The following is a 24,411-nucleotide window of genomic DNA, read 5'->3' as shown; positions in this document are numbered from 1 at the left end:
CACAAGGCGCTGGGCCAACCAGCCATGGCTTGCTGGCCCGGCAGCCGGTCGTCTAGCCTGCCGGCAGCGCAACCGAACCGCGGGTAATCATGAGTTCAAATGCCGACCTGATCGTCACCAATGCCCGTGTGCTGACCATGGACGAAGGCAATCCGACAGCCGAGGCGGTGGCGATAAAGGACGGCAACATCCTGGCGGTTGGCGATCGCCGGACGATCGAGGCGCTGAAAGGGCCGGCCACGAAGATCATCGATGCGCAAGGCGGTTCGGTGGTGCCGGGCTTCATCGAAGCGCATATGCATCTTTTCGGCGGCGCGGCCGAGCTCGACAATCTTCACCTTCAGGGCGTGCATGGCTTCGATGCGCTGAGCGACGCGATCCGCGCCTACGCTGCGGCACGGCCGAACGCCAAATTGCTGCTTGGGGCAGGCGTCGACTACACCATCCTTTCGAAGGAAGAGCCGGTCACCCGGCATCATCTCGACCGCATCATCGCCGACCGGCCGTTCGCGATGTCGGCTTCCGATCACCACACGATGTGGGCCAACACCAAGGCGCTGGAGCTGGCTGGCATCCTGCACGGCAAGCGACTCGGCCCCGGCAACGAGATCGTCATGGGCACCGACGGCCTCGCGGCCGGCGAATTGCGCGAGGGCGAGGCGTTCGGGCCTATCCTCGAGCTTTCCGGGCAGAACCGCGTGCGGCTCGGCCTTGCGACAGGCGGCGAGCCCGACCCGTACCCTTCCGCCGCCGAAGTCGCGGCCGATCGCGACCTGTTGCATCGCGGGCTGGAATGGTGCGCCCGCCACGGCATCACCTCGATCCAGAACATGGACGGTAACCTCTACCAGCTCGAACTGCTTGCCGGTCTGGAGCGGGAAGGGCGGCTGCTCTGCCGCACCAAGATACCTTTCCATTTCAAGAACTTCATGACGCTGGACATGCTGGAAAAAGCGTCGAGGATGGCTTCCGCCTACCGATCGGAATGGCTGTCGTCCGGCATGGTCAAGATGTTTTACGACGGCGTGCTGGAAGGCTGGACCGCGGTCATGGTCGGCGACTATGCCGACCGGCCGGGCTGGCGCGGTGAGCCGCTGTTCACGCCGGAGCATTTCGCCGAGGTGGCGGTGGAGGCCGACCGGCGCGGCCTGCAGATCGCCGTGCATTCGATCGGCGATGGCGCGGTGCGCGCGGTCCTCGACGGTTACGAGGCGGCGCGGCGGAAGAACGGCAGGCGCGACAGCCGGCACCGGGTCGAGCACATCGAGGTGACCACTGCCGCCGACGTGCCGCGCTTCGCCGAACTCGGCGTCATCGCCTCGATGCAGCCGCCGCACCCGCCCGGCGCCATGGACTTCCCGCTGGAGCCGACGCTTTCGCGCATCGGCCGCGAAAGATGGCCGCTGAGCTATGCCTGGCGGACGCTGAAGCAGGCGGGCGCGCATGTCGTCTTCGCTTCCGACTGGCCGGTGTCGCGGGTCGACCCGATCCTGGGCATTCAGGCGGCGGTGCTGCGCAAGCCTTGGGCAGAGGGCGACCCCGACCAGAGCTTCTCGCTGCTGGAAGCGCTTGCCGGCTATACGGTCGAAGGCGCCTATGCCGAATTCATGGAGCACCGTAAGGGCCGGCTGAAACCAGGCTATCTGGCCGATCTGGTGGTGCTGTCGGCCGATATCGAAGCAACTGAACCGGGTTTGCTACACAAGGTGCATCCGGTCAGCACCATCTGCGGCGGCAAGATCACTTATCAGGGTTGATGGTGGCGCTGACTATGGCATGGGGCTTGCGTTCTGAACCGAGGTCCAGATGCATGGTTGCCAAGCCGACCGGCATATGCTGACAATCAAATGGGAACTGGATCCGCCATCAAGAGCGGACATGAAGATGGGGTAATGCGTGCCGGATCAACCGGGTAAGAGTGCAATCGAGGTCCGCGGCGTCCGCAAGGTGTTCGGTACCGGGGACGCACAAGTCGCCGCTCTCGACACGGTTTCGGTGTCGATCCGCGAGAACGAGTTCTTCACGCTGCTGGGGCCGTCGGGCTGCGGAAAGACGACGCTGCTGCGGCTGATCGCCGGTTTCGATTTCCCCAGCGAAGGCGAAATCCTGCTGCACGGCCAGGACATCGCGACGCTGCCGCCGTTCAAGCGGCCAGTCAACACCGTCTTCCAGTCCTATGCGCTGTTCCCGCACATGACGGTGGCCGAGAATATCGGCTTCGGCCTAGAGATGCTGGGCAAGCCAAAAGCCGAAATCAAGGCGCGCGTCGCCGAGATGCTGAAGCTGGTCAAGATGGAGGCGCTGAGTGCCCGCCGCACCAGCCAGATCTCCGGCGGCCAGCAGCAGCGCGTGGCACTGGCGCGCGCGCTGGCGCCGCAGCCAAAAGTGCTGTTGCTCGACGAGCCGCTGTCGGCGCTCGACTACAAGCTGCGCAAGGAGATGCAGATCGAGCTGAAACGGCTGCAGCACCAGACCGGCATCACCTTCATCTTCGTCACCCACGACCAGGAAGAAGCGCTGACCATGTCGGACCGCATCGCGGTGATGTCGGCCGGCAAGATCCTGCAGGTCGGCACGCCCTGGGACATCTATGACAAGCCGGCCGAGCGCTTCGTCGCCGACTTCATCGGCGAAACCAATTTCCTGACCGCGGCCATCACCGGCATCGGCAACGGCAAGGCGCACGCGACACTAAAATCCGGCGCGACGATCGACGCGACGGTGGCTGAGGGCTTCCAGCCGAAGGCGAATGCCACCCTGGTGGTCAGGCCGGAACATGCAAAGCTGACCGGCGGCAAGGGCGATCTTTCCGGAACCGTCGAAAACATCGTCTATTTCGGCACCGACACGCATATTCATGTCCAACTGGACAGCGGCGAAGCCTTCACCGTGCGCCAGCAGAACACGCGCAGCGCAGGCTGCGGTTTCGAGCGCGGCGACAAGGTCGGCGTCTCGATCGGCAACGATGCCGCGCAAGTGCTGAGGGATTGATGGCGAGCGCGGAAGAAGTCGCCAAAGCGGCCGAACGGCGCGACATCCGCGACCGCTGGCTGCTGTCGGCGCCGGCCCTGCTGATCATCTTCCTGGCAGCGACCGGCCCATTGCTGATCGTGCTGGTCTATTCGTTCCTGGCGCCCGGCGCTTATGGCGATGTGAAGTGGCAATTCTCGCCGGAGGCGTGGATTTCGGTGTTCATGGAACGCGACATCTTCGACGACACGCTTTCGCTCGCCGCTGCCCATGTCACCATTTTCTGGCGCTCGATCAAGCTTGCCGTCGTGACCACACTCGCCACCCTGGCGCTTGGTTTTCCGACCGCCTATTTCATGGCAACGCGCAGCGAGAAGACGCGCGACCTCTGGCTGTTCCTGATCACCATACCGTTCTGGACCAACCTGCTGATCCGCACCTTCGCCGTGCTGCAGATCATCCGCAACGAGGGTCTGATCAACACGGTGCTGCTCAGGCTCGGCATCATCTCGGCGCCGATCCAGATACTCTTCACCGACACAGCGATCCTTATCGGCATGGCCTATGTCTATCTGCCGCTGATGGTGCTGCCGATCTATGCCAGCATGGAGAAGCTGGATTTCCGCCTGGTCGAAGCTGGCTACGATCTTTATGCGACGCGCTTTCAGGTACTGAGACGCATCATTTTCCCGCTGGTCAAGCCCGGCGTCATCGCTGGCTCGATCCTGGTCTTCATCCCAGCGCTCGGCGCCTATGTTGCGCCCATCTTGCTCGGCGGCGGCAAGACCATGATGCTCTCAAACCTGATCGAGATGCAGTTCGGGCAAGGCCGCAATTGGCCGCTCGGCTCGGCGCTGTCGATCGCCGTCATGATCATCGTCATGGTGGCGCTGCTTGCCTATGTGCGCAATGCCGGTCGGTCGGAGGTGCGCCATGGCTAGAAGCTTCGAAATCAAGCATCAGCCAGGATTCACCGCGATCGCCGCGACCTGTTTCGTCGTGCTCTACCTGCCCATCGTCATACTCGTCGTCTATGCCTTCAATGCCGCGACTTCGACATCCGAATGGGGAGGTTTCTCGCTCAAATGGTTCCAGTCGGCCTGGCAGAATACGCAGGTGATCGACGCCACGCTGCGTTCCTTCCAGATCGGCACCATCGCGGCGACCCTTGCGACCATCGCGGCGACCATGGCGGCGCTCGCGACAACTCGCACGGCAGCCTATCCGGGCCTGACTTTCAAATATGCTGCGATCAACCAGCCGCTGATGGTGCCCGAGATCGTCACCGGCGTGGCGCTGCTGATCTTCTTTTCACGCATAAAGATATTCACCGGCTATTCGGGTCTTGGCTATCTGATCGCCGCGCATACGGCGTTTTGCATTCCCTTTGCCTATCTGCCGATCCGGGCGCGGCTGGAGAATATGGATCTTACCCTGGAGCGCGCTGCTGCCGACCTCTACGCGACGCCATGGCGGACGTTCAGGCGCATCACGTTGCCGCTGCTGTGGCCCGGCATCCTGGCCGGACTTATGCTGGCCTTCGTCATCTCGCTCGACGATGTTGTCATCACCGAGTTCGTCAAGTCGGGCGGCCAGGACACCTTGCCGACCTACATGCTCGGCCAGATACGCCGAGGCATAACGCCTGAAATCAACGCGATTTCGACCGTGTTCCTGCTCTTGTCGGTCGCCATCGTGACGTTGTTTTTCTTCATCAGCAGGAAACGGGACTGAGCATGAAAATGGGAGTTAGAACATGAACTGGAAGACAACAGCGACCGCCATCGGGTTGGCGTTGCTCGCCTCGACGAGCGGCGCTTTCGCGGAGGGCGTTTTGAACATCTACAATTGGGGCAACTACACCAGCCCCGACGTGATCAAGAAGTTCGAGCAAAAATACAACGTCAAGGTGACCATCACCGATTACGATTCGAATGATACCGCGCTCGCCAAAGTGCGTCAGGGCGGCACCGGTTTCGACATCGCGGTGCCCTCGCAGACCTTTGTTCCGATCTGGATCAAGGAAGGCCTCGTCCAGGAAACCGATCCGGGCAAGATGGAGAACTTCAAGAATGTGGCGCCGGAATGGGCCAATCCCGATTTCGATCCCGGCCGCAAATATTCCGTGCCGTGGGCCTGGGGCACGGTGGGCATCGTGGTGAATACCGATGTCTACAACGGACCGTCGGACAGTTGGGGCATCATCTTCAACACGCCCGATGAACTGAAGGGCAAGGTCAACGTCGTGCCGGAAATGAACGACGTCATGTTCGCGGCGACCAAATATGTCGGCGGCGCGCAATGCGCCAGCGACAAGGAAACGTTGAAGAAGGTGCGTGACACGCTGGTTGCAGCGAAGCCAAACTGGATCGCGATGGAATACAACACCATCGAGAAGATGGGCGCCGGCGATTTCAAGGCGACGAGCGACTGGAACGGCTCGGCTCTGCGCCAGCGGCTGGCGAACCCGAAAATCCACTACTTCTATCCCAAGGAAGGTTTTGGTCTCTGGAGCGACAATGTCATGGTCCTGAAGGAAGCCAAGAACGTCGAGAACGCCAAGCTGTTCCAGAACTTCATCATGGATCCGGAGAACGCCGCCGGCCTGTCGGCCTTCCACCGCTACGCCAATGGCATTGCCGGCTCGGACAAGTACATGCCGGCCGATATGAAGGACGCACCGGAGGTCATTATCCCGGAAGCCGTCAAAGCGCGCGGCGAGCTGCAGACACTGTGTTCCCCGGAGGTGCAGGACATCTACAGCAAGATCTGGACCGAACTGCAGAAGTAACCCGGCCCAGCCCGGCGGCATTTGCCGCCGGGTTTTCCGGCGATCGGCTGTGCATGCCATCGCCGCGGCGCTCGCCTAAAACATAAAAAGAATTTGGAAGGAAGCGCCATGGCCGGCAAGACCGCGTTCGAGACCCGATACGGCTTTGCCCGAAACCAAGTGCTGCTCGGCAATTGGCGGGAAAGCCCGTTCAGCCGGTGGTCGTTCCAGAATGCCGGCGAGCTGGTGCCTAGCGCTGCCGTGGCGGCACAGCCGGGCAGCAGCGAGGCGCCGGCGCAGGATTTCGGCGGGCTACTTGGTGAAAAGGTCGCTCTTGCAGGCGGCGCGGAGATGGTCGCGGCTTTTCTCGGGCGCTCCGACACCGACGCGCTGACGATCATGAAAGGCGGTAAATTCGTCGGCGACTGGTTCGCGCCGCATATGGAGTTCGGTTCGCGCCACATCGTCTTTTCGATCAGCAAGTCGCTGACCGCCATTGTTGCCGGCATATTGGAAGGCGAGGGGATTTTCGATCCGCAGGCTCCGGTAAGTCGCTATCTGCCCGAAGCCGCCGGCTCGGCCTATGGCGATGCGAGCGTCCGGCACGTGCTCGACATGAGTGTGAGCCTCGATTTCGAAGAGGCCTATCTCGATCCGGAAAGCGCCTTCGCCCGCTATCGCCGCGCCATGCTGTGGAATCCAGGCGGGGGCACCGAGAGCCTGGCCACTTTCCTCATGACGCTGCAGGGCCTGGCCGAGCCGCATGGCCGGACGTTCCGCTACCGCTCGCCCAATTCCGACCTGCTCGGCATCCTGCTCGAACGTGCGTCGGGCCAGCGCTTCGCCGATCTGATGCGCGAAAAATTATGGGCGCCGCTCGGCGCCGTCAGCGATGCCTCCGTGACGGTCGACATGGAAGGCACGGCGCGCACCGCCGGCGGCATTTCGGTGACGCCGCGCGACCTCGCCCGGGTCGGCGAGATGATGCGGCAAGGCGGCACTGCCCATGGCCGCCGTGTCGTGCCGGAAGCCTGGGTGCGCGACACGACCGAAACAGGCGGTGACGCCGAGGCCTGGCAACGCGGCACGATGGCGTTCCTGTTTCCGCGTGGCCGCTACCGCAGCAAATGGTACCAGACGAGCGCGGCAAGCGGCGCCTTCTGCGGCATCGGCATCCACGGCCAGTGGCTTTACGTCAATCCGAAGGCCGAAATGGTAATCGCAAAGATGTCGTCGCAGCCGCTGCCGGTCGACGATCCGCTCGATCTGGATATGGTTTCGTTCTTCGAGGCGCTGAGCCGGATGGTCTGATCCGATCCAGACAGCCGACCTTTCCTGTGGACCTCTCGCCGGGTTGAAAATGGCGCAGTTGGCGCATCGGTGCTCTGCGCCTATGGTCGCTGCTCGTTTCGACCAGCGACAGGTACGACATGGCATCCGACATCAAGCGCATCGCAACCATCATAGCCGCCGAGATCGGCGCGCGGCCCGAACAGGCCGCGGCGGCGATCGGCTTGCTCGACGACGGTGCGACCGTGCCGTTCGTGGCGCGCTACCGCAAGGAGGTCACCGGCGGCCTCGACGACACGCAGCTGCGCGACCTTGCCGAGCGGCTGGCCTATCTGCGCGAGCTTGACGCGCGCCGCGACACCATCCTTGGTTCGATCCGTGAGCAAGGCAAGCTGACCGAAGAGCTCGAGGCAAAGATCGCTGCGGCCGTCACCAAGGCCGAGCTCGAAGACATCTACCTGCCTTACAAGCCGAAGCGCCGGACCAAGGCCGAGATCGCGCGCGAGCGTGGGCTGGGCCCGCTGGCGGAAGCTATTCTCGCCGACCGTACGGCCATGCCCGCCGAGCTGGCGCTGGCCTACATCAGCGAAGACGTCGTTGATACCAAGGCGGCCCTCGAGGGAGCGCGCGACATCCTGTCCGAACAGTTCGCCGAGAATGCCGATCTGGTCGGCAGATTGCGGACCTATATGAAGGAACGCGCCTTCCTGCGCTCGCGCGTCGTCGATGGCAAGCAGGAGGCCGGCGCGAAATTTTCCGACTATTTCGACCATGTCGAGCGCTGGGCCAACGTGCCCAGCCATCGCGCGCTGGCCATGCTGCGCGGCCGCAACGAGGAGGTGCTGTCGCTCGACATCGAAGTCGATGCCGACGATGCCTCTCCGGTGAAGCCGGTCGAGCGGATGATTGCAGAAGCCTACGCCATCGGCCGCCAGTTGCCGGGCGACCGCTGGCTGATGGAGGTCGCCGGCTGGACCTGGCGCATAAAGCTGTCGCTGCACCTGACGCTCGATCTGATGCGCGATCTGCGCGAGCGGGCCGAGGAAGAAGCGATCCATGTCTTCGCCCGCAATCAAGGATTTGCTGCTTGCCGCGCCTGCCGGCTCGCGGCCGACGATGGGCCTCGACCCCGGCATCCGCACCGGCGTCAAGGTGGCGGTGGTGGACGGCACCGGCAAGGTTCTGGCGACGACGACGGTCTATCCGTTTCCGCCGAAGAACGATGTCCGCGGCACGCAGGCCGAACTGGCCAAGCTCATCCGGCTGCACAAGGTCGAGCTGATTTCCATCGGCAATGGCACCGGCAGCCGCGAGACCGAAAGGCTGGTCGCCGACATGCTGGCCGATATGCCTGCCGGGTCCGGGCCGAAGCCGCTCAAGGTGATCGTCAGCGAAGCCGGCGCCTCGGTCTATTCCGCCTCGGCAACGGCGGCAGCGGAATTTCCCGGCCTCGACGTGTCGCTGCGCGGCGCGGTGTCGATTGCCCGGCGCCTGCAGGATCCGCTCGCCGAACTGGTCAAGATCGAGCCGAAGTCGATAGGCGTCGGCCAGTACCAGCACGACGTCGATCAGTACCGCCTCGGCCGCTCGCTGGAAGCGGTGGTCGAGGATGCGGTCAATGCCGTCGGCGTCGACCTCAACACGGCGTCGGCGCCGCTTCTGGCGCGGGTTTCGGGTCTCGGCGCATCGCTGGCCGAGGCGATCGTTGCGCATCGCGATGCCGCCGGCCCGTTCGCCAGCCGCCGCGAACTGTTGAAGGTCTCCCGCCTTGGACCCCGGGCGTTCGAGCAATGCGCCGGCTTCCTGCGCATTCCCAACGGCAGCGAACCGCTCGATGCCTCGGCGGTGCATCCGGAAGCCTATGGCGTGGCCAAAAAGATCGTCGCCGCCTGCGGGCGCGACGTTCGCTCGCTGATGGGCGACAGCGCCGCACTCAAGGCGCTCGATCCGCGCGTCTTCGTCGATGAGCGCTTCGGCCTGCCGACGGTGCGTGACATCCTGGCGGAGCTGGAAAAGCCCGGCCGCGATCCACGCCCCGGTTTCAAGACCGCGACCTTTGCCGATGGTGTCGACGACATCAAGGATCTGAAGCCCGGCATGCAGCTTGAAGGCACCGTCACCAATGTCGCGGCCTTCGGCGCCTTCGTCGATATCGGCGTACACCAGGACGGATTGGTGCACGTCTCGCAACTGGCCGATCGGTTCATCAAGGACGCGCATGAGGTGGTCAAGGCCGGCGACGTGGTCAAGGTGCGTGTCGTCGACGTCGATATCAAGCGCAAGCGCATCGGCCTGTCGATGCGCAAAGACGGTGACGGTGGCGCACCGCGCGACAATGGCAACAGGCCGGTGCCGCGCGCGCCGGCGCCCCAACGCCAGCCGGAGCGGCCGGCGCAGCAGGGCGCGTTCGGCGCCGCTTTGGCCGATGCGTTGAAGCGGAAGTAGCAGGCGATCGCTTCAGACAAAAGCTAAGCGCTCGACAGGGCAATTGTCGAGGCGCCGTCGGCGAAGTTGCTGATCTCCCCCCTTGCGGGGGAGATGCCCGGCAGGGCAGAGGGGGGTGCTGTCCCGCCGACCTGTCAACCAATTACAGCCACGCCCTCAGGCTTCTGGTTGGGAATGGCTGAAGTTGGCGATCCTTCCCACCCCCCTCTGTCCTGCCGGACATCTCCCCCGCAAGGGGGGAGATCGGATGTCGCTGCGGCTTTCGCCAATCGCCAACGCGGCGGGTTTTGTGTTTGAGGGTCTCTTGCTTCGAGCTCCGAAGCGAAAACATTTTAGACGCGACTGAGCAGCCAGGCGCCGCCCGACATTGATGATCCATCACCAATGCTCATGGATCGGCGACGCTATTTCGTTTGATTTTTTCAGGACGGGAGCCGATAAGCCGCGCGTTTCAAGATTTCTGTTTCGATGCATGTCGTTATCTCCAAGCTGCCGGACACCCTCGGGTCAGGCCCGCGGGCAAGCTTTGGGCGACATGCATGAGTTTGGGAGACCGAGAGCCATGGCCGCCGACAAGAACGCATTCGTCTGGGATGATCCTTTCCTGATCGAGGACCAGCTTTCGGAGGACGAGCGCATGGTGCGCGATGGCGCCGCGGCGTTTGCCGCCGACAAGCTCGCTCCGAAGATCGAGGAAGCCTATCTCGAGGAAAAGACCGACGCCGGGATCTTTCGCGAAATGGGCGAGGCGGGTCTGCTCGGCATCACCATCCCCGAGGAATATGGCGGGCTCGGCGCCAACTACGTCACCTACGGGCTGGTCGCGCGCGAGGTCGAACGCGTCGATTCCGGCTATCGCTCGATGATGAGCGTGCAGTCGTCGCTGGTGATGTATCCGATCCACGCCTATGGCTCGGAAGAACAGCGCAAGAAATACCTGCCGAAGCTGGCGTCGGGCGAATGGATCGGCTGCTTTGGCCTCACCGAGCCGGATGCCGGTTCCGACCCGGGCGGCATGAAGACACGGGCCGAAAAGACCGCGAACGGCTACAGGATCTCCGGCTCGAAGATGTGGATTTCCAACGCGCCGATCGCCGACGTGTTCGTCGTCTGGGCAAAATCGGCCGCGCATGACAACGAGATTCGCGGCTTTGTGCTGGAAAAGGGCATGAACGGGCTGTCGGCGCCGAAGATCGGCGGCAAGCTGTCGCTGCGCGCCTCGATCACCGGCGAAGTGGTGATGGAAGGCGTCGAGGTCGGCGAGGACGCGCTGCTGCCCAATGTCTCGGGTCTGAAAGGACCGTTCGGCTGCCTCAACCGCGCGCGCTACGGAATCTCCTGGGGCGCCATGGGCGCGGCGGAAGATTGCTGGCACCGCGCCCGCCAGTATGGCCTCGACCGCAAGCAGTTCGGCAAGCCGCTGGCCGGCACGCAGCTTTTCCAGAAGAAGCTCGCCGACATGCAGACCGAGATCGCGCTGGGCCTGCAGGGCAGCCTGCGCGTCGGGCGGCTGATGGATGAAGGCAAGATGGCGCCGGAGATGATCTCGCTCGTCAAGCGCAACAATTGCGGCAAGGCGCTCGACATCGCCCGCCAGGCCCGCGACATGCATGGCGGAAACGGCATCCAGATCGGCTACCACGTCATGCGCCACGCCCAGAACCTGGAAACCGTCAACACCTATGAGGGCACGCATGACGTGCATGCGCTGATCCTCGGGCGGGCGCAGACAGGGTTGCAGGCGTTCTTTTAGGGTTCAGGTGTTCTCCGCTCCAAGGTGCTGGCATCTCCTCCCGCAAAGCGGAGATCGCCAACTTTCCGTCGACCATGCCATATTTTGTTCTTGCTTTGTGCCGGCAGCTATGCTACTAATTTGGTTATAGTGCTAATTGGCACCGACGACCCGCCCACCGAGGCGGGTTTTCTTTTCAGCTCTTTTCGACCAAGCATCGCGTATGCTGCCGATCATCGATATCGGCGGGAAGCGCCCGGTGCTGACCCGCCGGCCTTCGGCTCTGCAGCGTTGCAACGTCGTGCCGCCACGCTGCGGAATCCCAGGGTCGGCGCTCCGTTTCGTGAGGCTGTGAAGCTGCTTAATTTAGGTGCAGCGCAACATCTCTGCTTGGAGAATGGTCAGCATTCGTGTCAGGGTTCAGCGAACTCCTTTTGAAACGCCGACTTCAGGGGCACCATGGCAATTCTGGCAGCCGTCTATCACCTGACCCACTACAAATACGACCGGCCGGTCATATTGGGCCCGCAAGTCATAAGGTTGCAGCCTGCGCCGCATTCCCGCACCAAGGTGCTCAGCCATTCGCTGAAGGTCGGGCCGGCAAACCACTTCGTCAATCTGCAGCAGGACCCCTACGGCAATTTCCTGGCCCGCTTCGTGTTCCCCGAACCGGTGACGGAACTGAAGATCGAAGTCGACCTCGTTGCCGACATGACCGTCTACAATCCGTTCGATTTCTTCGTCGAGCCCTCGGCCGAGACGTTTCCGTTCGAATACCCCGAAGAGATCAGAGATGATCTGACCATCTACCGTACGCCCGAACCGGCGGGGCCGCTGTTGGAGGCATTCCTGAAAACCATCGCGCGCCACCCGACCAATACCGTCAATTTTGTCGTCGACCTCAATGCGCGGCTGCAGCGCGAGATCGCCTATATCGTGCGCATGGAAACCGGCGTTTTCTCGCCCGAGGAAACGCTGGCGGCCGGCAAAGGGTCGTGCCGGGATTCCAGCTGGCTCCTGGTGCAGATACTGAGGAACCTCGGCATCGCCGCGCGCTTCGTCTCGGGCTATCTGATCCAGCTCAAACCCGACCTCGTCGCGCTCGACGGACCGGCTGGCACAGCCGTCGACTTCACCGATCTCCATGCCTGGTGCGAGGTGTATCTGCCGGGCGCCGGCTGGATCGGCTTCGATCCGACCTCCGGCCTGCTCACCGGCGAAAGCCATGTGCCGCTCGCGGCAACGCCGCATTTCCGCAATGCCGCGCCGATCTCCGGCATGGCGAGCTTCGCCAATGTCGAGTTCGGTTTCGACATGAGGGTCGACCGCATCGCCGAGCATCCGCGCATTACCAAGCCGTTCTCCGACGAGAGCTGGAAGGCGCTGGACGCGCTGGGGGTCCAGGTCGATGCCGCGCTCCAGGCCGGCGATGTGCGGCTGACCATGGGCGGCGAGCCGACCTTCGTCTCAATCGACGATTTCGAGGCTGCAGAGTGGAACACCGCCGCCGTCGGGCCAACCAAGCGCGAAAAGGCCGATGCACTGATCCGCCGGCTGCGCGAACGCTTCGCGCCGGGCGGCTTCCTGCATTATGGGCAGGGCAAATGGTACCCCGGCGAAAGCCTGCCGCGCTGGACGTTCTCGCTCTACTGGCGCACGGACGGCGAGCCGGTGTGGAGCGACCCGTCGCTGATCGCACATGAAAAGAGCGAGGCGGATGTCGGACCGAAGCAGGCCGAGAGCCTGCTGACGGCGATTGCCGACGAACTCGGCATCGACAAGACGATGGTCAGCGAAGCCTATGAGGATCCGGCTGAATGGCTGCTGAAGGAAGGCAAGCTGCCGGGGAATGTCGATCCCTCCAATTCGAAGCTGGAGGATCCGGAGGAGCGCAGCCGCATGGCGCGGGTGTTCGAACGCGGGCTGACCAAGCCGTCGGGCTATGTGCTGCCTGTCCAGCGCTGGAACAGCCAGGCGTCCGGACCGCGCTGGCGCTCGGAGAAGTGGAAGACGCGGCGCGGCAGGCTGTTCCTGGTGCCCGGCGATTCGCCGGTCGGCTACCGCCTGCCGCTCGGCACGCTGCCTTATGTGCCGCCGGCGCAGTTCCCCTATATCGTGCCGGTCGATCCATCGCTGCCGCGCGGACCATTGCCGGCGCGCGAGGCGATCTTGCCCGGTGCTGCTTCTTCGCCCGCCCCGGCCGAACTGGAAGGCGCCGACGAGATCGCGCGATGCCAGCAGGCGGTATCCTTCACGGCCGTTACCGGCCAGCAAGACCGTGTCGAACAGGAGATCACCGAGATCGGCGGCGCCGTGCGTACCGCCCTTTCGGTCGAGCCGCGCGACGGACGGCTTTGTGTGTTCATGCCGCCGGTCGAGGCGCTGGAGGACTATCTCGAACTGGTCGCGGCGGCGGAGAACGCGGCAAAGGCGATCGGCCTGCCGGTGCACATCGAGGGCTACGGCCCGCCGCACGATCCGCGCCTCAATGTCATCCGCGTCGCACCCGATCCCGGCGTCATCGAAGTCAATATCCACCCCGCCGCGAATTGGCAGGATTGCGTGGCGACGACCACGGCGATCTACGAAGAGGCGCGGCAGACGCGGCTTGGCGCCGACAAGTTCATGATCGACGGCCGCCACACCGGCACCGGCGGCGGCAACCATGTCGTCGTCGGCGGCGCCACGCCCAATGACAGTCCGTTCCTGCGCCGCCCCGACCTGTTGAAGAGCCTGGTGCTGCAATGGCAGCGGCATCCGTCACTGTCCTATCTGTTCTCCGGCCTGTTCATCGGCCCGACCAGCCAGGCGCCGCGCTTCGACGAGGCACGCCATGATTCGCTCTACGAACTCGAGATAGCGATGGCGCAGGTGCCGCATCCGGACAAGGGCGCGGCACCCCTGCCGTGGCTGGTCGACCGGCTGTTCCGCAACCTTCTGACCGACGTGACGGGCAATACCCATCGCTCGGAAATCTGCATCGACAAGCTGTTTTCTCCGGACGGGCCGACGGGCCGGCTCGGGCTGGTCGAATTCCGCGGCTTCGAGATGCCGCCCAACGCGCGCATGAGCCTGGCACAGCAATTGCTGGTGCGCGCCATTATCGCCCGGGCCTGGAAGAACCCGCTCGATGGCCGCTTCGTGCGCTGGGGCACCTCGCTGCACGACCGTTTCATGCTGCCGCATTATGTCTGGGCGGATTTTCTCGATGTGCTGGACGACCTCAAGCTGAACGGCTTTGCGTTCCGTCCGGAATGGTTCGACGCCCAGCTCGAATTCCGCTTCCCGTTCTGCGGCGAGGTCCAGCACGCCGGCGTCAAGCTGGAACTCAGGCAGGCGCTCGAGCCGTGGCATGTGATGGGCGAGCAAGGCGCGATCGGCGGTACCGTGCGCTTTGTCGATTCCTCCGTCGAAAGGCTGCAGGTGAAGACCGAGGGGCTCAACCCGGAGCGTCACGCCGTCGTCTGCAACGGCCGCGTCGTGCCGATGAAGGTGACCGACAACAGAGAAATCGCGGTGGCCGGCGTACGCTTCAAGGCCTGGCAGCCGGCGTCGGGCCTGCATCCGGCGCTGCCGGTCAACACGCCGCTGGTCTTCGACATCTATGACCGCTGGTCGGGCCGCGCGGTCGGCGGCTGCGTATACCATGTGGCACATCCCGGCGGGCGCAGCTACGACACGTTCCCGGTCAATGGCAACGAAGCGGAGGCGCGGCGGCTCGCCCGCTTCGAGCCACGTGGCCATACGCCGTCCAGCTATGTGCTGCGCCACGAAGAAGCCTCTGAAGATTTCCCGATGACCCTTGACCTTCGGCGGCCGCAAAGACTCTGATCAGCCATGGCGAAGGGGAATCACAAAAAGCTGCGCAGCAAGCCGCAGACCCACAGTCTGCTGGAGCACTATCAGCCGATCGACGGCGTCGTCGACGAGATGGTCGATGCGTCGGGCAATCCGCGGCCGGCCTGGCGGCACTTCGTCGAGGCGCTGGAGGACCTGGGTCCGGAAAAGCTTGCCCAGCGCTTTGCCCGCGCCGACCAGTACCTGCGCGATGCCGGCGTCTATTACCGCGTCTACGACAAGGCCGGCGCCAATGAGCGGGAATGGCCGCTGGCGCATGTGCCGCTGCTTATCGAGGAGCAGGAATGGGCTGACATCAGCGCTGGCCTGGTCCAGCGGGCCGATCTGTTCGAGGAGACCATCGCCGACATTTACGGGCCGAACCGGCTGGTCGAGAAAGGCATTCTGCCGGCCGGATTGATCGCGGCCAGCCCGGAATATTTGCGGCCGGTCGTCGGCACCAGGCCGGCCAGCGGCCATTTCCTGCATTTCTGCGCCTTCGAGCTCGGTCGTGGCCCGGACGGCCGCTGGTGGGTGCTTGGCGACCGCACACAGGCGCCGTCGGGCGCCGGCTTTGCACTGGAAAACCGCGTCGCCACCACAAGGGCGCTGTCCGACATTTACGGCGAGATGCATGTGCACCGCCTGGCCGGTTTCTTCCGCCGTTTTCGCGATGCGTTGATCGGCATGGCCAAGCAGGCCGGCGGCCGTGTCGCCATCCTGACACCGGGCCCGCTGAACGAAACCTATTACGAACATGCCTATATCGCCCGCTATCTCGGCATCATGCTGCTCGAGGGCGAGGACCTGACCGTCTCCGGCGGCAGGCTGATGGTGCGCACGGTTTCGGGGCTGATGCCGGTCAGCGTCCTGTGGCGGCGGCTCGACGCCGCCTTCGCCGATCCGCTCGAACTGCGGCCGGACTCGCAGATCGGCACGCCGGGGCTGGTCGAAGCGGTACGGCAAGGGGCGGTTTCGGCCGTCAATGCACTGGGCTCCGGCCTGATGGAGACACGCGCGCTGCTCGCCTTCCTCCCGAAGATTTCACGCGCCCTGCGCAACGAGGAACTGCTGCTGCCGACCGTCGCGACGTGGTGGTGCGGGCAGGAGACGGAGCGCGCGCATGTGCTCGCCAATATCGACAGCATGGTGATCGGCCCGGCGCTGTCGACGCGGCTTGCCTTCGAGGACGATGGCTCGACCAAGCTCGGGTCAGCGCTGTCGGTCGAGGAACGGGCCGAACTCGTCGCCCGGATCGAACGGGACGGCGGCGACTTCGTCGGGCAGGAAGCGGTGACGCTGTCGACCACGCCTGTCTATGTCGGCGGCTGGCTGGAGCCGCGGCCGGCAAGCCTGCGCGTCTATCTGGCGCGGACGCCGGAAGGCTGGACCGTGATGCCGGGCGGTTTTGCCCGTGTCGGCTTTTCGCTCGACCCGACGGCCATCGCCATGCAGCGCGGCGGCCAGGCGGCGGATGTGTGGGTGGTCAGTGACAGGCCGGTGGAGCGCGAGACGCTGCTGCCGCAGGAGCACGACAGCTTCACCCGCACCCTGCCGGGCAGCCTGCCCAGCCGCGCGGCGGAGAACCTGACCTGGCTCGGCCGCTATATCGAGCGGTCGGAAGACACGGTGCGCATCCTGCGCGCCTACCATGTGCGGCTGGCCGAGACATCCGACCCCGAGATGCCGCTGCTCGCCGATATCAGCGACTATCTCGCGCCGTTCGGCATCGACGTCGAGACGGCAATCCCGTTGGGACTCATCGGCACGCTGGACAGCGCCGTTTATAGTGCCGGGCAGATCCGCGACCGCTTCTCGCCTGATGGCTGGCTGGCATTGAAGGATCTGTCGAAGACCATCCATCAATTTGCCGCGACAGTGGCGCCGGGCGACGACGCGACAAGGGCAATGACGGTCATCCTGCGCAAGCTGGCCGGGTTTTCCGGCCTGCTGCACGAGAACATGTACCGCTTTGCCGGCTGGCGTTTCCTGGAAATCGGCCGCAGGCTCGAGCGCGGCATCCAGATCGCCCGCACGCTCGCCCGGCTGACCAGAGCCCAGGCGCCGGAAGGTGCGCTCGACATGATGCTGGAGATCGGCGACAGCGTCATGACCCACCGTCGGCAATATCCGGTGCAGGCGGGGCGGCGCACGGTAGTCGACCTTTTGGCGCTCGATCCGCTCAACCCGCGCTCGATCCTTTTCCAACTCGAACGGCTGAAGGCCGAAATCGCGCTGTTGCCCGCGGTCGGCGCTGAAGGCCATATGTCGCCGGCGGCCAAGGAAATCCTGCAGCTCAACACGTCGATCGCCATCAAGGAGCCTTCGGACATGACGGCCAAGGCCCTCGGCGATCTCGCCAATGAAATCGGCGGGCTCTACAACAGCCTCGCCAAAGCCTATTTCGGATAGAGACGGCATGCTCTACGACATCAGGCTTCACCTGCGTTACGACTATGATGCGGCGGCCGGCGGCGGCCGCCATCAGGTCCGCGTGCTGCCGCCGACCATCCCTGGCGTGCAGCGCGTCATCGCCGCTTCACTGTCTTTTGTGCCGGCGCCCAGCGAACGTTCCGACTTTTCCGACTTTTTCGGCACCAGTGTCACCTCGATCGCCTTTCGGGACCCGCATGATGCACTCGACATCAGGATGAGCGCGCGTGTGTCGGTGTCGCGGCCGGAGCCCGGGCTCGACGTATCGCCGGACATACGCCGGCTGAGGGAAGAACTCGGCGCGGTGCACTCGCTGGCGCCGGCTTCGCCGCATCACTTTCTGGCCGCCAGCGATCATGCCGGCATCGACGCGGCAATCACTGCCTATGCGAAAGGCAGTACCGGCAGCTCGACGGTCGGCACGGCCATGGCTCTGTGCAACCGCATTCACCGCGATTTCACCTATGACGGCGAGGCGACGACGGTGCAGACGCGGGCCAGCGACGCCTTCGGCCTGAAGCGCGGCGTCTGCCAGGATTTTTCCCACATCATGATCGCCGGCCTGCGCGGCCTGGGCATCCCTGCAGGCTATGTCAGCGGATTCCTGCGCACCATTCCGCCGCGCGGGAAGCCGCGGCTCGAAGGCGCCGACGCCATGCATGCCTGGGTCAAGGTGTGGTGCGGGCGCGATGCCGGCTGGCAGGAATTCGATCCAACCAATGGCATGCGGGCAAGCAACGACCATATCACGGTCGGCTATGGCCGCGACTACTCCGATGTGGCGCCGATCGTCGGCGTGCTGAAAACCACTGGTGGACAGGTCGGCGAGCAGGCGGTCGACGTCATTCCGGTCGTGCTCGAAAAGGTGTGACGACGCACGTCTTCGTTGCACGGCGACGTCGATAGGCCGTTCTGGAACCAAGAGATCAAGAGGCGTTGGAACCTGCAGCCGGCAAGCGGCTTATCTACGGAAATTCCGTGGAGAGGACATGCTGGACAAATCCGGGTCGTCGTCTGGCCAATCGGCTGTGAGGAAAGCTGCACCAAAAAACGGGGTGCCGCAGAACGGAGCGCCGGAGAACGGCGCGCAAGCCTCGGCCGTTCGGGCCTCGCTCAACTATGTCACCGACACTGAACCCGGTATTCGCCGGCTGCGTTCGGGCAACGGGTTCTCGTACAAAGGACCCGACGGGCGGATTGTCGACGGGGAGGCGCTGGCACGCATCAAGGCGCTTGCCATTCCACCGGCCTGGACGGATGTCTGGATCTCGCCGGATGCCGACGGTCACATCCAGGCGACCGGTCGGGACCAGCGCGGCCGCAAGCAATACCGCTATCATCAGCACTGGGCGGAGGAGCGTGACGGCGTAAAATACTCGAGCCTGATCGCCTTCGCCGAGAGCCTGCCCGAACTGCGGCGGCAGATCGACGCCGATCTGCGCCGTCACGGCCTGCCGCTGGAACGCGTCGTGGCGGCTATCGTCTGGCTGCTCGACAACACAATGATCCGTGTCGGCAATGCCGCCTATGCCCGCGACAACAAGAGTTTTGGACTGACCACGCTGCGTGACCGCCATGTCGACATCAAGGGCTCGAGCCTGCGCTTCGCCTTCATCGGCAAATCCGGCAAGGAATGGAGATTGAAGCTTGTCGATCGCCGGATTGCCAAGGTCGTGCGTGGAGCGCAGGACCTGCCGGGGCAGAAGCTGTTCCAGTATCTCGACGAGGACGCAAACAGGCATCCGGTGCGCTCAGACGACGTCAACCGCTATATCAGGGAGAACGCCGGAGCGGAGTTCAGCTCCAAGCATTTCAGAACCTGGGGCGGCACCATCCATGCGGCGTCGCTGTTTGCGCAAACCGAACGTCCGGAAAGCCAGGCGCAACAAAAAAGGGTGATGAACAATGTCATCGACAAGGTTGCCGAGCGGCTTGGCAACACACGCGCGGTTTGTCGCCAATGCTACATCCATCCGGAAGTGTTCCGCGCCTGGTCCGAAGGACGGCTGCTTGGCGAAATGGCGGATGCCAACAAAGGCAAGCGCTCGATCGCCGGGCTCGACGATGAGGAGGCCCTGGTCTTGAGATGGCTGAAGGCAAGGGAATGACGCCGGACCGGAGGCGTATTTTTTTGTCGACGCCATGTCGGCATCGGTCCTAGTGTTTCGTCCTTTGATAGAGAAAAGGACGACCCATGCTCTACGCGATCCTCTGCTATGCCTCTGAAGACGTCGTCTGCTCCTGGAGCAAGGAGCAGGACGATGCGGTCATGGAAAAGCTTATCGGCGTGCAGGAAAAATATGCCCAGGCGGGCCGCCTTGGCCCAGTGGCGCGGCTCTTGCCGACGACCGCGGCGACGACGCTGAGGAAGGTCAAGGGCGAATCGATCGTCATCGACGGCCCATTTGCCGAAACCAAGGAACAGTTCCTCGGCTTCTACACACTCGAATGCGCCGACCTCGATGAGGCCGTCGACTTCGCGCGCGAGCTTTCCGAGGTCAACCCGAGCGGCGGCTCCTATGAAATCCGGCCGGTCTCGCTCTTCAATCCCGCCAAGGTTTCCGCATGACCGAACTCGCCTGGATCAGCACGGCAATCAGCACCGCTCGCCCGCAGGTGATGGGGGCATTGCTGCGCTACTTCCGCGACCTCGACGCGGCGGAGGAAGCATTCCAGGACGCCTGCCTGAGGGCACTGAACAACTGGCCGAAAAATGGTCCGCCGCGCGATCCGGCAGCCTGGCTGATCTTCGTCGGCCGCAACAGCGGCATCGATGCGGTGCGCAAGCGCGCCAAGCAGGCGCCGCTGCCGGACGAGGACCAGATCTCCGATCTGGAGGATGCCGAGAGCGACGTCGCCGAGCGGCTGGACGGGGCGCATTACCGCGACGATATTTTACGGCTGCTGTTTATCTGCTGCCATCCCGACCTGCCGGCCACACAGCAGATCGCGGTGGCGTTACGTATCGTCTCCGGCTTGACGGTCAAGCAGATCGCCCGCGCCTTCCTCGTCGGTGAAAGCGCCATGGAGCAGCGCATCACGCGCGCCAAGTCGCGTATCGCCGACGCCGGGGTGCCATTCGAGACGCCGGGAGCGGTCGAGCGCTCCGAACGGCTCGCCGCCGTCGCCGCGATGGTCTACTTGATCTTCAACGAAGGCTATTCCAGCAACAGCGGCGAGGCTTCGGCGCGTGCGCCGCTTTGCGAAGAGGCGATCCGGCTGGCCCGCCTGCTGCTCAGGCTATTCCAGACCGAGCCGGAGATCATGGGGCTGACGGCGCTGTTGCTGCTGCAGCATGCACGCTCGCCCGCCCGCTTCGACGAGAACGGCGAGATCGTGCTGCTCGAAGACCAGGACCGCAGCCTGTGGAGCCGCAAGATGATCGATGAAGGCCTGGCGCTGGTCGACAAGGCGTTGCGCCATCGCAAGCCGGGTCCCTACCAGGTGCAAGCGGCGATCGCCGCCCTGCATGCGCGGGCGGAAAAGCCCGAGGATACGGACTGGAACGAGATCGACCTGCTCTACGGCCTGCTCGAGCAGATGCAGCCGTCGCCGGTGGTGACGCTCAACCGCGCCGTCGCGGTCTCCAAGGTGCGTGGACCGGAAGCCGCACTCGCAATGATCGAGCCGCTGGAGGGAAGGCTTTCCGGCTATTTCCATTTCTTCGGCCTCAAGGGCGGACTGCTGATGCAGCTTGGCCGCGGCGAGGAGGCGCGCGTCGCTTTCGACCGCGCCATCGCGCTTGCCAATACGGCCGCCGAGGCAGCGCATATCCGCATGCACATCGACCGGCTGATGAAAGAAAGCGCCGTGCGGGAAACCGCCAAGACGGCACACTAGAGCGCTTCACCATTTCACAGAAACGGTGAAGCGCTCTATCTCTTTGTTTTGACGCAATTCCGGACGGAAAACCGTTCACACTTTTCCTGGAATTGCTCTAATTCGCTCTATCTTGCTGGTTCAACAGTCGGACGCCGGCTTGGACCATGCCGGGGTGGCGATTTCTCCCTGAAACGCGTAATGCCACGCCACGACAGCGCCTGGTGTGCCGACCGGCAGGGAACCGGTATGGCGAAAAGCTTGGACCGACGCCATATGAGCGACGGGATCTGAAAGGGACGAAACGAAAATGACGATTGCGAAGGAAACGGCCGGGCTTCTGGCGAAACTGGGCGTTGCCGAGGGCGCGCTTACGGGCGGCGACCTCATCGTGCGCAGCCCGGTGACCGGCGAGCAGATCGCCGCGCTGAAGACCATCTCGCCGGCCGATGCGACGACGACCATCGACAATGCCCACAAGGCTTTCCTGGCGTGGCGGCAGGTGCCGGCTCCCAAGCGCGGCGAGCTGGTGCGGCTGCTCGGCGAGGAATTGCGCACACACAAGGCCGAGCTTGGCCGGTTGGTGTCGATCGAAGTCGGCAAGATCCCGTCCGAAGGCCTTGGCGAAGTGCAGGAGATGATCGACATCTGCGATTTCGCCGTCGGCCTCTCGCGGCAGTTGTACGGCCTGACCATTGCCACCGAGCGTCCCGGCCATCGCATGATGGAAACTTGGCATCCGCTGGGTGTCGTCGGCGTCATCTCGGCCTTCAATTTTCCGGTCGCGGTGTGGTCGTGGAACGCGGCACTTGCGCTGGTCTGCGGCGACGCGGTGGTGTGGAAGCCGTCCGAGAAGACACCGCTGACGGCGCTCGCCTGCGAAGCGATCTTCAAGCGTGCAGCAGAACGTTTCGGCGATGCGCCGAAGGGGCTGGCACCGGTGCTGATCGGCGATCGTGCCGTCGGCGAGATCCTGGTCGATCATCCCAAGGTGCCGCTGGTCTCGGCCACCGGCTCGACCCGCATGGGCAGGGACGTCGGACCGCGGCTGGCGAAGCGCTTTGCCCGTGCCGTGCTGGAGCTCGGCGGCAACAATGCCGGCATCGTCTGCCCGACGGCCGATCTGGACATGGCGCTCCGCGCTATCGCCTTCGGAGCCATGGGCACGGCCGGGCAGCGCTGCACGACGCTCAGGCGCCTGTTCGTGCATGAGAGCGTCTATGATGCTTTGCTGCCGCAGTTAAGGAAGGCCTATGAAAGCGTCTCGGTCGGCGATCCGCTGGAGACAAGCGCTCTGGTCGGCCCGCTGATCGACAAGGCTGCCTACGAGAATATGCAGAAGGCGCTGGAGCAGGCGGCTTCGCATGGCGGTAAGATAACCGGTGGAATGCGGGTCGAGAACGGCCATCCCGAGGCCTACTATGTGCGTCCGGCGCTGGTCGAAATGCCGCGGCAGGTTTCGCCGGTGACGGAGGAGACCTTCGCGCCGATCCTCTATGTGATGAAATATACGGACTTCGACGCCGTGCTGGAAGAACACAATGCGGTGGGAGCGGGGCTGTCATCGTCGATCTTTACCCGCGACCTGCAGGAATCCGAGCGCTTTCTTAGCGTCGACGGATCGGACTGCGGCATCGCCAACGTCAATATCGGCACGTCAGGGGCCGAGATCGGCGGTGCCTTCGGTGGCGAGAAGGAGACCGGCGGCGGCCGCGAGTCGGGGTCCGATGCCTGGAAGGCCTATATGCGGCGCGCCACCAATACGGTGAATTATTCCAAGGCGCTGCCGCTTGCGCAGGGCGTGTCGTTCGACATCGATTGAAATGCCGGACCTTCGTCGCGGTGGCGCCAACATCGCGACGAAGGCGTTCGACTCGCTGTTCAGCTTGCTTCGGAAGTTACAACACAGTTGTCGAAGGCTGCATCGATGATGGCGAGCTTGACCGCCTGGGCGGTCATGTATTCCTGATAGAACTCGCTCGACACCCACATGACCGAATGACCGCGCTGGCCCAGCCAGCCGATGCTGCCGAGTTCCTCGGCATCGCGCAATTTGCGCGACAGGTGAGTCCGGGAAAGCTTGAGCCAGTTCGCAAAATCCCGGATTGAGACGACACCGGTCGGAATTCGGTCCAGATCGGCATGATCGGGATCGACGCCGGACATCAGCCAATCCATGACGATGCCGCCATTGTCGAGCCAGGTGAACAAGGAAAAAGTCTGTCTTGGCTCGCGCACGGCATGCGACGAAAGCAGGCCGTCGGCCACCAGTGGCTGCAATTTGGCGAGCGCATCCGGTTGTGCGACGAATGCCACCAGTCGAGATCCACCGTCCAGGCTGTCCAGCGTTTTCAGATGGGCCATGACCCAGCCGGCAACCGTCTCCAGAGTGCCCGCCGTCGGCTCAAACGGGCGGATGCGCCCGTATTTGATCGGCAAATGCCGGATGAAACCGTAATGCAGCATCTCCTTCAGGAAGGCGTCGGCGGTGTTGCGGCTGGCCACCAAATGCCGGCAGGTATCGTCCATGAACCGTGCGGACGTAAGTCCCTTGCGATGATCGTCCGGCTCTCGATCGAAATACAAGCCAAGGCCGATATGGGCCATCAGCCAACGTTGTTGGGTGGCGAATACGGAGGCCAGCCGCGGGTTCGCTTCATAGGTCTGGAGCAGCGTCCGCGACTGAGCCTGGACATGCCGACGCAATGCCGGATGGCTGGCAATGTCTTCAGAAACCAGCGCCATCCCCGCCGAGCCCAACCAAATTTGCAACTGGAAATACCGGTCACAATTTCAGCCTTCGCGGACCGTGTCCAGAGCCGGCGCATCAGGATACCAGCTGAATCCCGCCGGTTAGCAATTCCGCGACTGGGTCGCCGAGGACCTGATCTCGCGAAGCGCTGATCTTGCCGCACGAGACTAGCCTGCTCGAACCCATAATGGTGGCTTCGCCTGGCCAGCCGGCGTTCCCGACGGCGACGCGGAACCAACACCAGTTTTGCTCGTTGAAGAACGCTGATTGGACCGAGACAGTGAGGAACTACAGAATGGAGAATGGCCCTTTTGCCACGCCGCCCGCAGCTTTCCGGCAAACAGCGTCGGTCTGGCCGCGTGC

At 63.8% G+C, this 24,411-nt stretch carries 15 protein-coding genes and 1 pseudogene; 15 read left to right on the top strand and 1 reads right to left on the bottom strand.

The window, feature by feature from the left end; translation table 11 throughout:
* The first annotated feature begins 89 nt into the window (after window positions 1–89).
* From NKG60_RS15055 to amaB, 15 genes and pseudogenes are all read left to right on the top strand, one after another.
* The gene (locus NKG60_RS15055; RefSeq protein ID WP_352975056.1) at window positions 90–1,757 is read left to right on the top strand and encodes an amidohydrolase; all 1,668 of its coding nucleotides are present in this window, start codon (window positions 90–92) and stop codon (window positions 1,755–1,757) included.
* 139 nt (window positions 1,758–1,896) lie between these two features.
* A complete protein-coding gene (locus tag NKG60_RS15050) occupies window positions 1,897–2,991 on the top strand; it encodes an ABC transporter ATP-binding protein (protein ID WP_352975055.1) in 1,095 nt (364 codons plus the stop codon).
* Window positions 2,991–3,911 carry an ABC transporter permease gene (locus tag NKG60_RS15045; protein WP_352863290.1) on the top strand — a complete coding sequence of 307 codons (921 nt, stop codon included), beginning with the start codon at window positions 2,991–2,993 and terminating at the stop codon, window positions 3,909–3,911. Before NKG60_RS15050 ends, NKG60_RS15045 begins: the two co-directional genes overlap by 1 nt.
* Window positions 3,904–4,704, top strand: a complete 801-nt coding sequence (locus NKG60_RS15040) for an ABC transporter permease (RefSeq protein ID WP_352664429.1) — start codon at window positions 3,904–3,906, stop codon at window positions 4,702–4,704. The genes NKG60_RS15045 and NKG60_RS15040 overlap by 8 nt, the downstream gene beginning before the upstream one ends.
* Window positions 4,705–4,726: 22 nt before the next feature.
* Window positions 4,727–5,761, top strand: coding sequence for an ABC transporter substrate-binding protein (locus tag NKG60_RS15035; RefSeq protein WP_352664431.1), 1,035 nt, complete (start codon window positions 4,727–4,729; stop codon window positions 5,759–5,761).
* A gap of 108 nt (window positions 5,762–5,869) precedes the next feature.
* On the top strand, window positions 5,870–7,051 hold the full coding sequence (locus tag NKG60_RS15030) for a serine hydrolase domain-containing protein (protein WP_352664433.1): 1,182 nt from the start codon (window positions 5,870–5,872) through the stop codon (window positions 7,049–7,051).
* A gap of 119 nt (window positions 7,052–7,170) precedes the next feature.
* Window positions 7,171–9,475, top strand: a pseudogene (locus NKG60_RS15025) (Tex family protein).
* 562 nt (window positions 9,476–10,037) lie between these two features.
* Window positions 10,038–11,228 (top strand): acyl-CoA dehydrogenase, encoded by a 1,191-nt coding sequence (locus tag NKG60_RS15020; protein ID WP_352664437.1) that lies wholly within the window; start codon window positions 10,038–10,040, stop codon window positions 11,226–11,228.
* Between the two features lie 438 nt (window positions 11,229–11,666).
* Window positions 11,667–15,038, top strand: a complete 3,372-nt coding sequence (locus NKG60_RS15015; RefSeq protein WP_352664439.1) for a transglutaminase family protein — start codon at window positions 11,667–11,669, stop codon at window positions 15,036–15,038.
* A gap of 6 nt (window positions 15,039–15,044) precedes the next feature.
* Window positions 15,045–17,456, top strand: coding sequence for a circularly permuted type 2 ATP-grasp protein (locus NKG60_RS15010; protein WP_352664441.1), 2,412 nt, complete (start codon window positions 15,045–15,047; stop codon window positions 17,454–17,456).
* Between the two features lie 7 nt (window positions 17,457–17,463).
* The gene (locus tag NKG60_RS15005) at window positions 17,464–18,348 is read left to right on the top strand and encodes a transglutaminase family protein (RefSeq protein WP_352664443.1); all 885 of its coding nucleotides are present in this window, start codon (window positions 17,464–17,466) and stop codon (window positions 18,346–18,348) included.
* A 118-nt stretch (window positions 18,349–18,466) separates the two neighbouring features.
* A complete protein-coding gene (locus NKG60_RS15000) occupies window positions 18,467–19,585 on the top strand; it encodes a DNA topoisomerase IB (protein ID WP_352664445.1) in 1,119 nt (372 codons plus the stop codon).
* A gap of 86 nt (window positions 19,586–19,671) precedes the next feature.
* Window positions 19,672–20,046 (top strand): YciI family protein, encoded by a 375-nt coding sequence (locus tag NKG60_RS14995; RefSeq protein ID WP_292663532.1) that lies wholly within the window; start codon window positions 19,672–19,674, stop codon window positions 20,044–20,046.
* Window positions 20,043–21,317: an RNA polymerase sigma factor gene (locus tag NKG60_RS14990; protein WP_352664447.1), complete on the top strand. Its 1,275-nt coding sequence runs from the start codon at window positions 20,043–20,045 to the stop codon at window positions 21,315–21,317. The genes NKG60_RS14995 and NKG60_RS14990 overlap by 4 nt, the downstream gene beginning before the upstream one ends.
* Before the next feature lie 289 nt (window positions 21,318–21,606).
* The gene (amaB, locus tag NKG60_RS14985) at window positions 21,607–23,118 is read left to right on the top strand and encodes an L-piperidine-6-carboxylate dehydrogenase (RefSeq protein WP_352863302.1); all 1,512 of its coding nucleotides are present in this window, start codon (window positions 21,607–21,609) and stop codon (window positions 23,116–23,118) included.
* Window positions 23,119–23,177: 59 nt separating this feature from the next.
* Here the strand turns inward: amaB and NKG60_RS14980 are convergent, their stop codons facing one another.
* Window positions 23,178–24,041: a hypothetical protein gene (locus NKG60_RS14980; protein ID WP_352664451.1), complete on the bottom strand. Its 864-nt coding sequence runs from the start codon at window positions 24,039–24,041 to the stop codon at window positions 23,178–23,180.
* Window positions 24,042–24,411: the final 370 nt, after the last annotated feature.

The sequence above is a fragment of the Mesorhizobium sp. M1428 genome (assembly GCF_040317515.1).
GTDB lineage: Bacteria > Pseudomonadota > Alphaproteobacteria > Rhizobiales > Rhizobiaceae > Mesorhizobium.
This window is presented reverse-complemented; position numbering and strand designations above follow the sequence as displayed.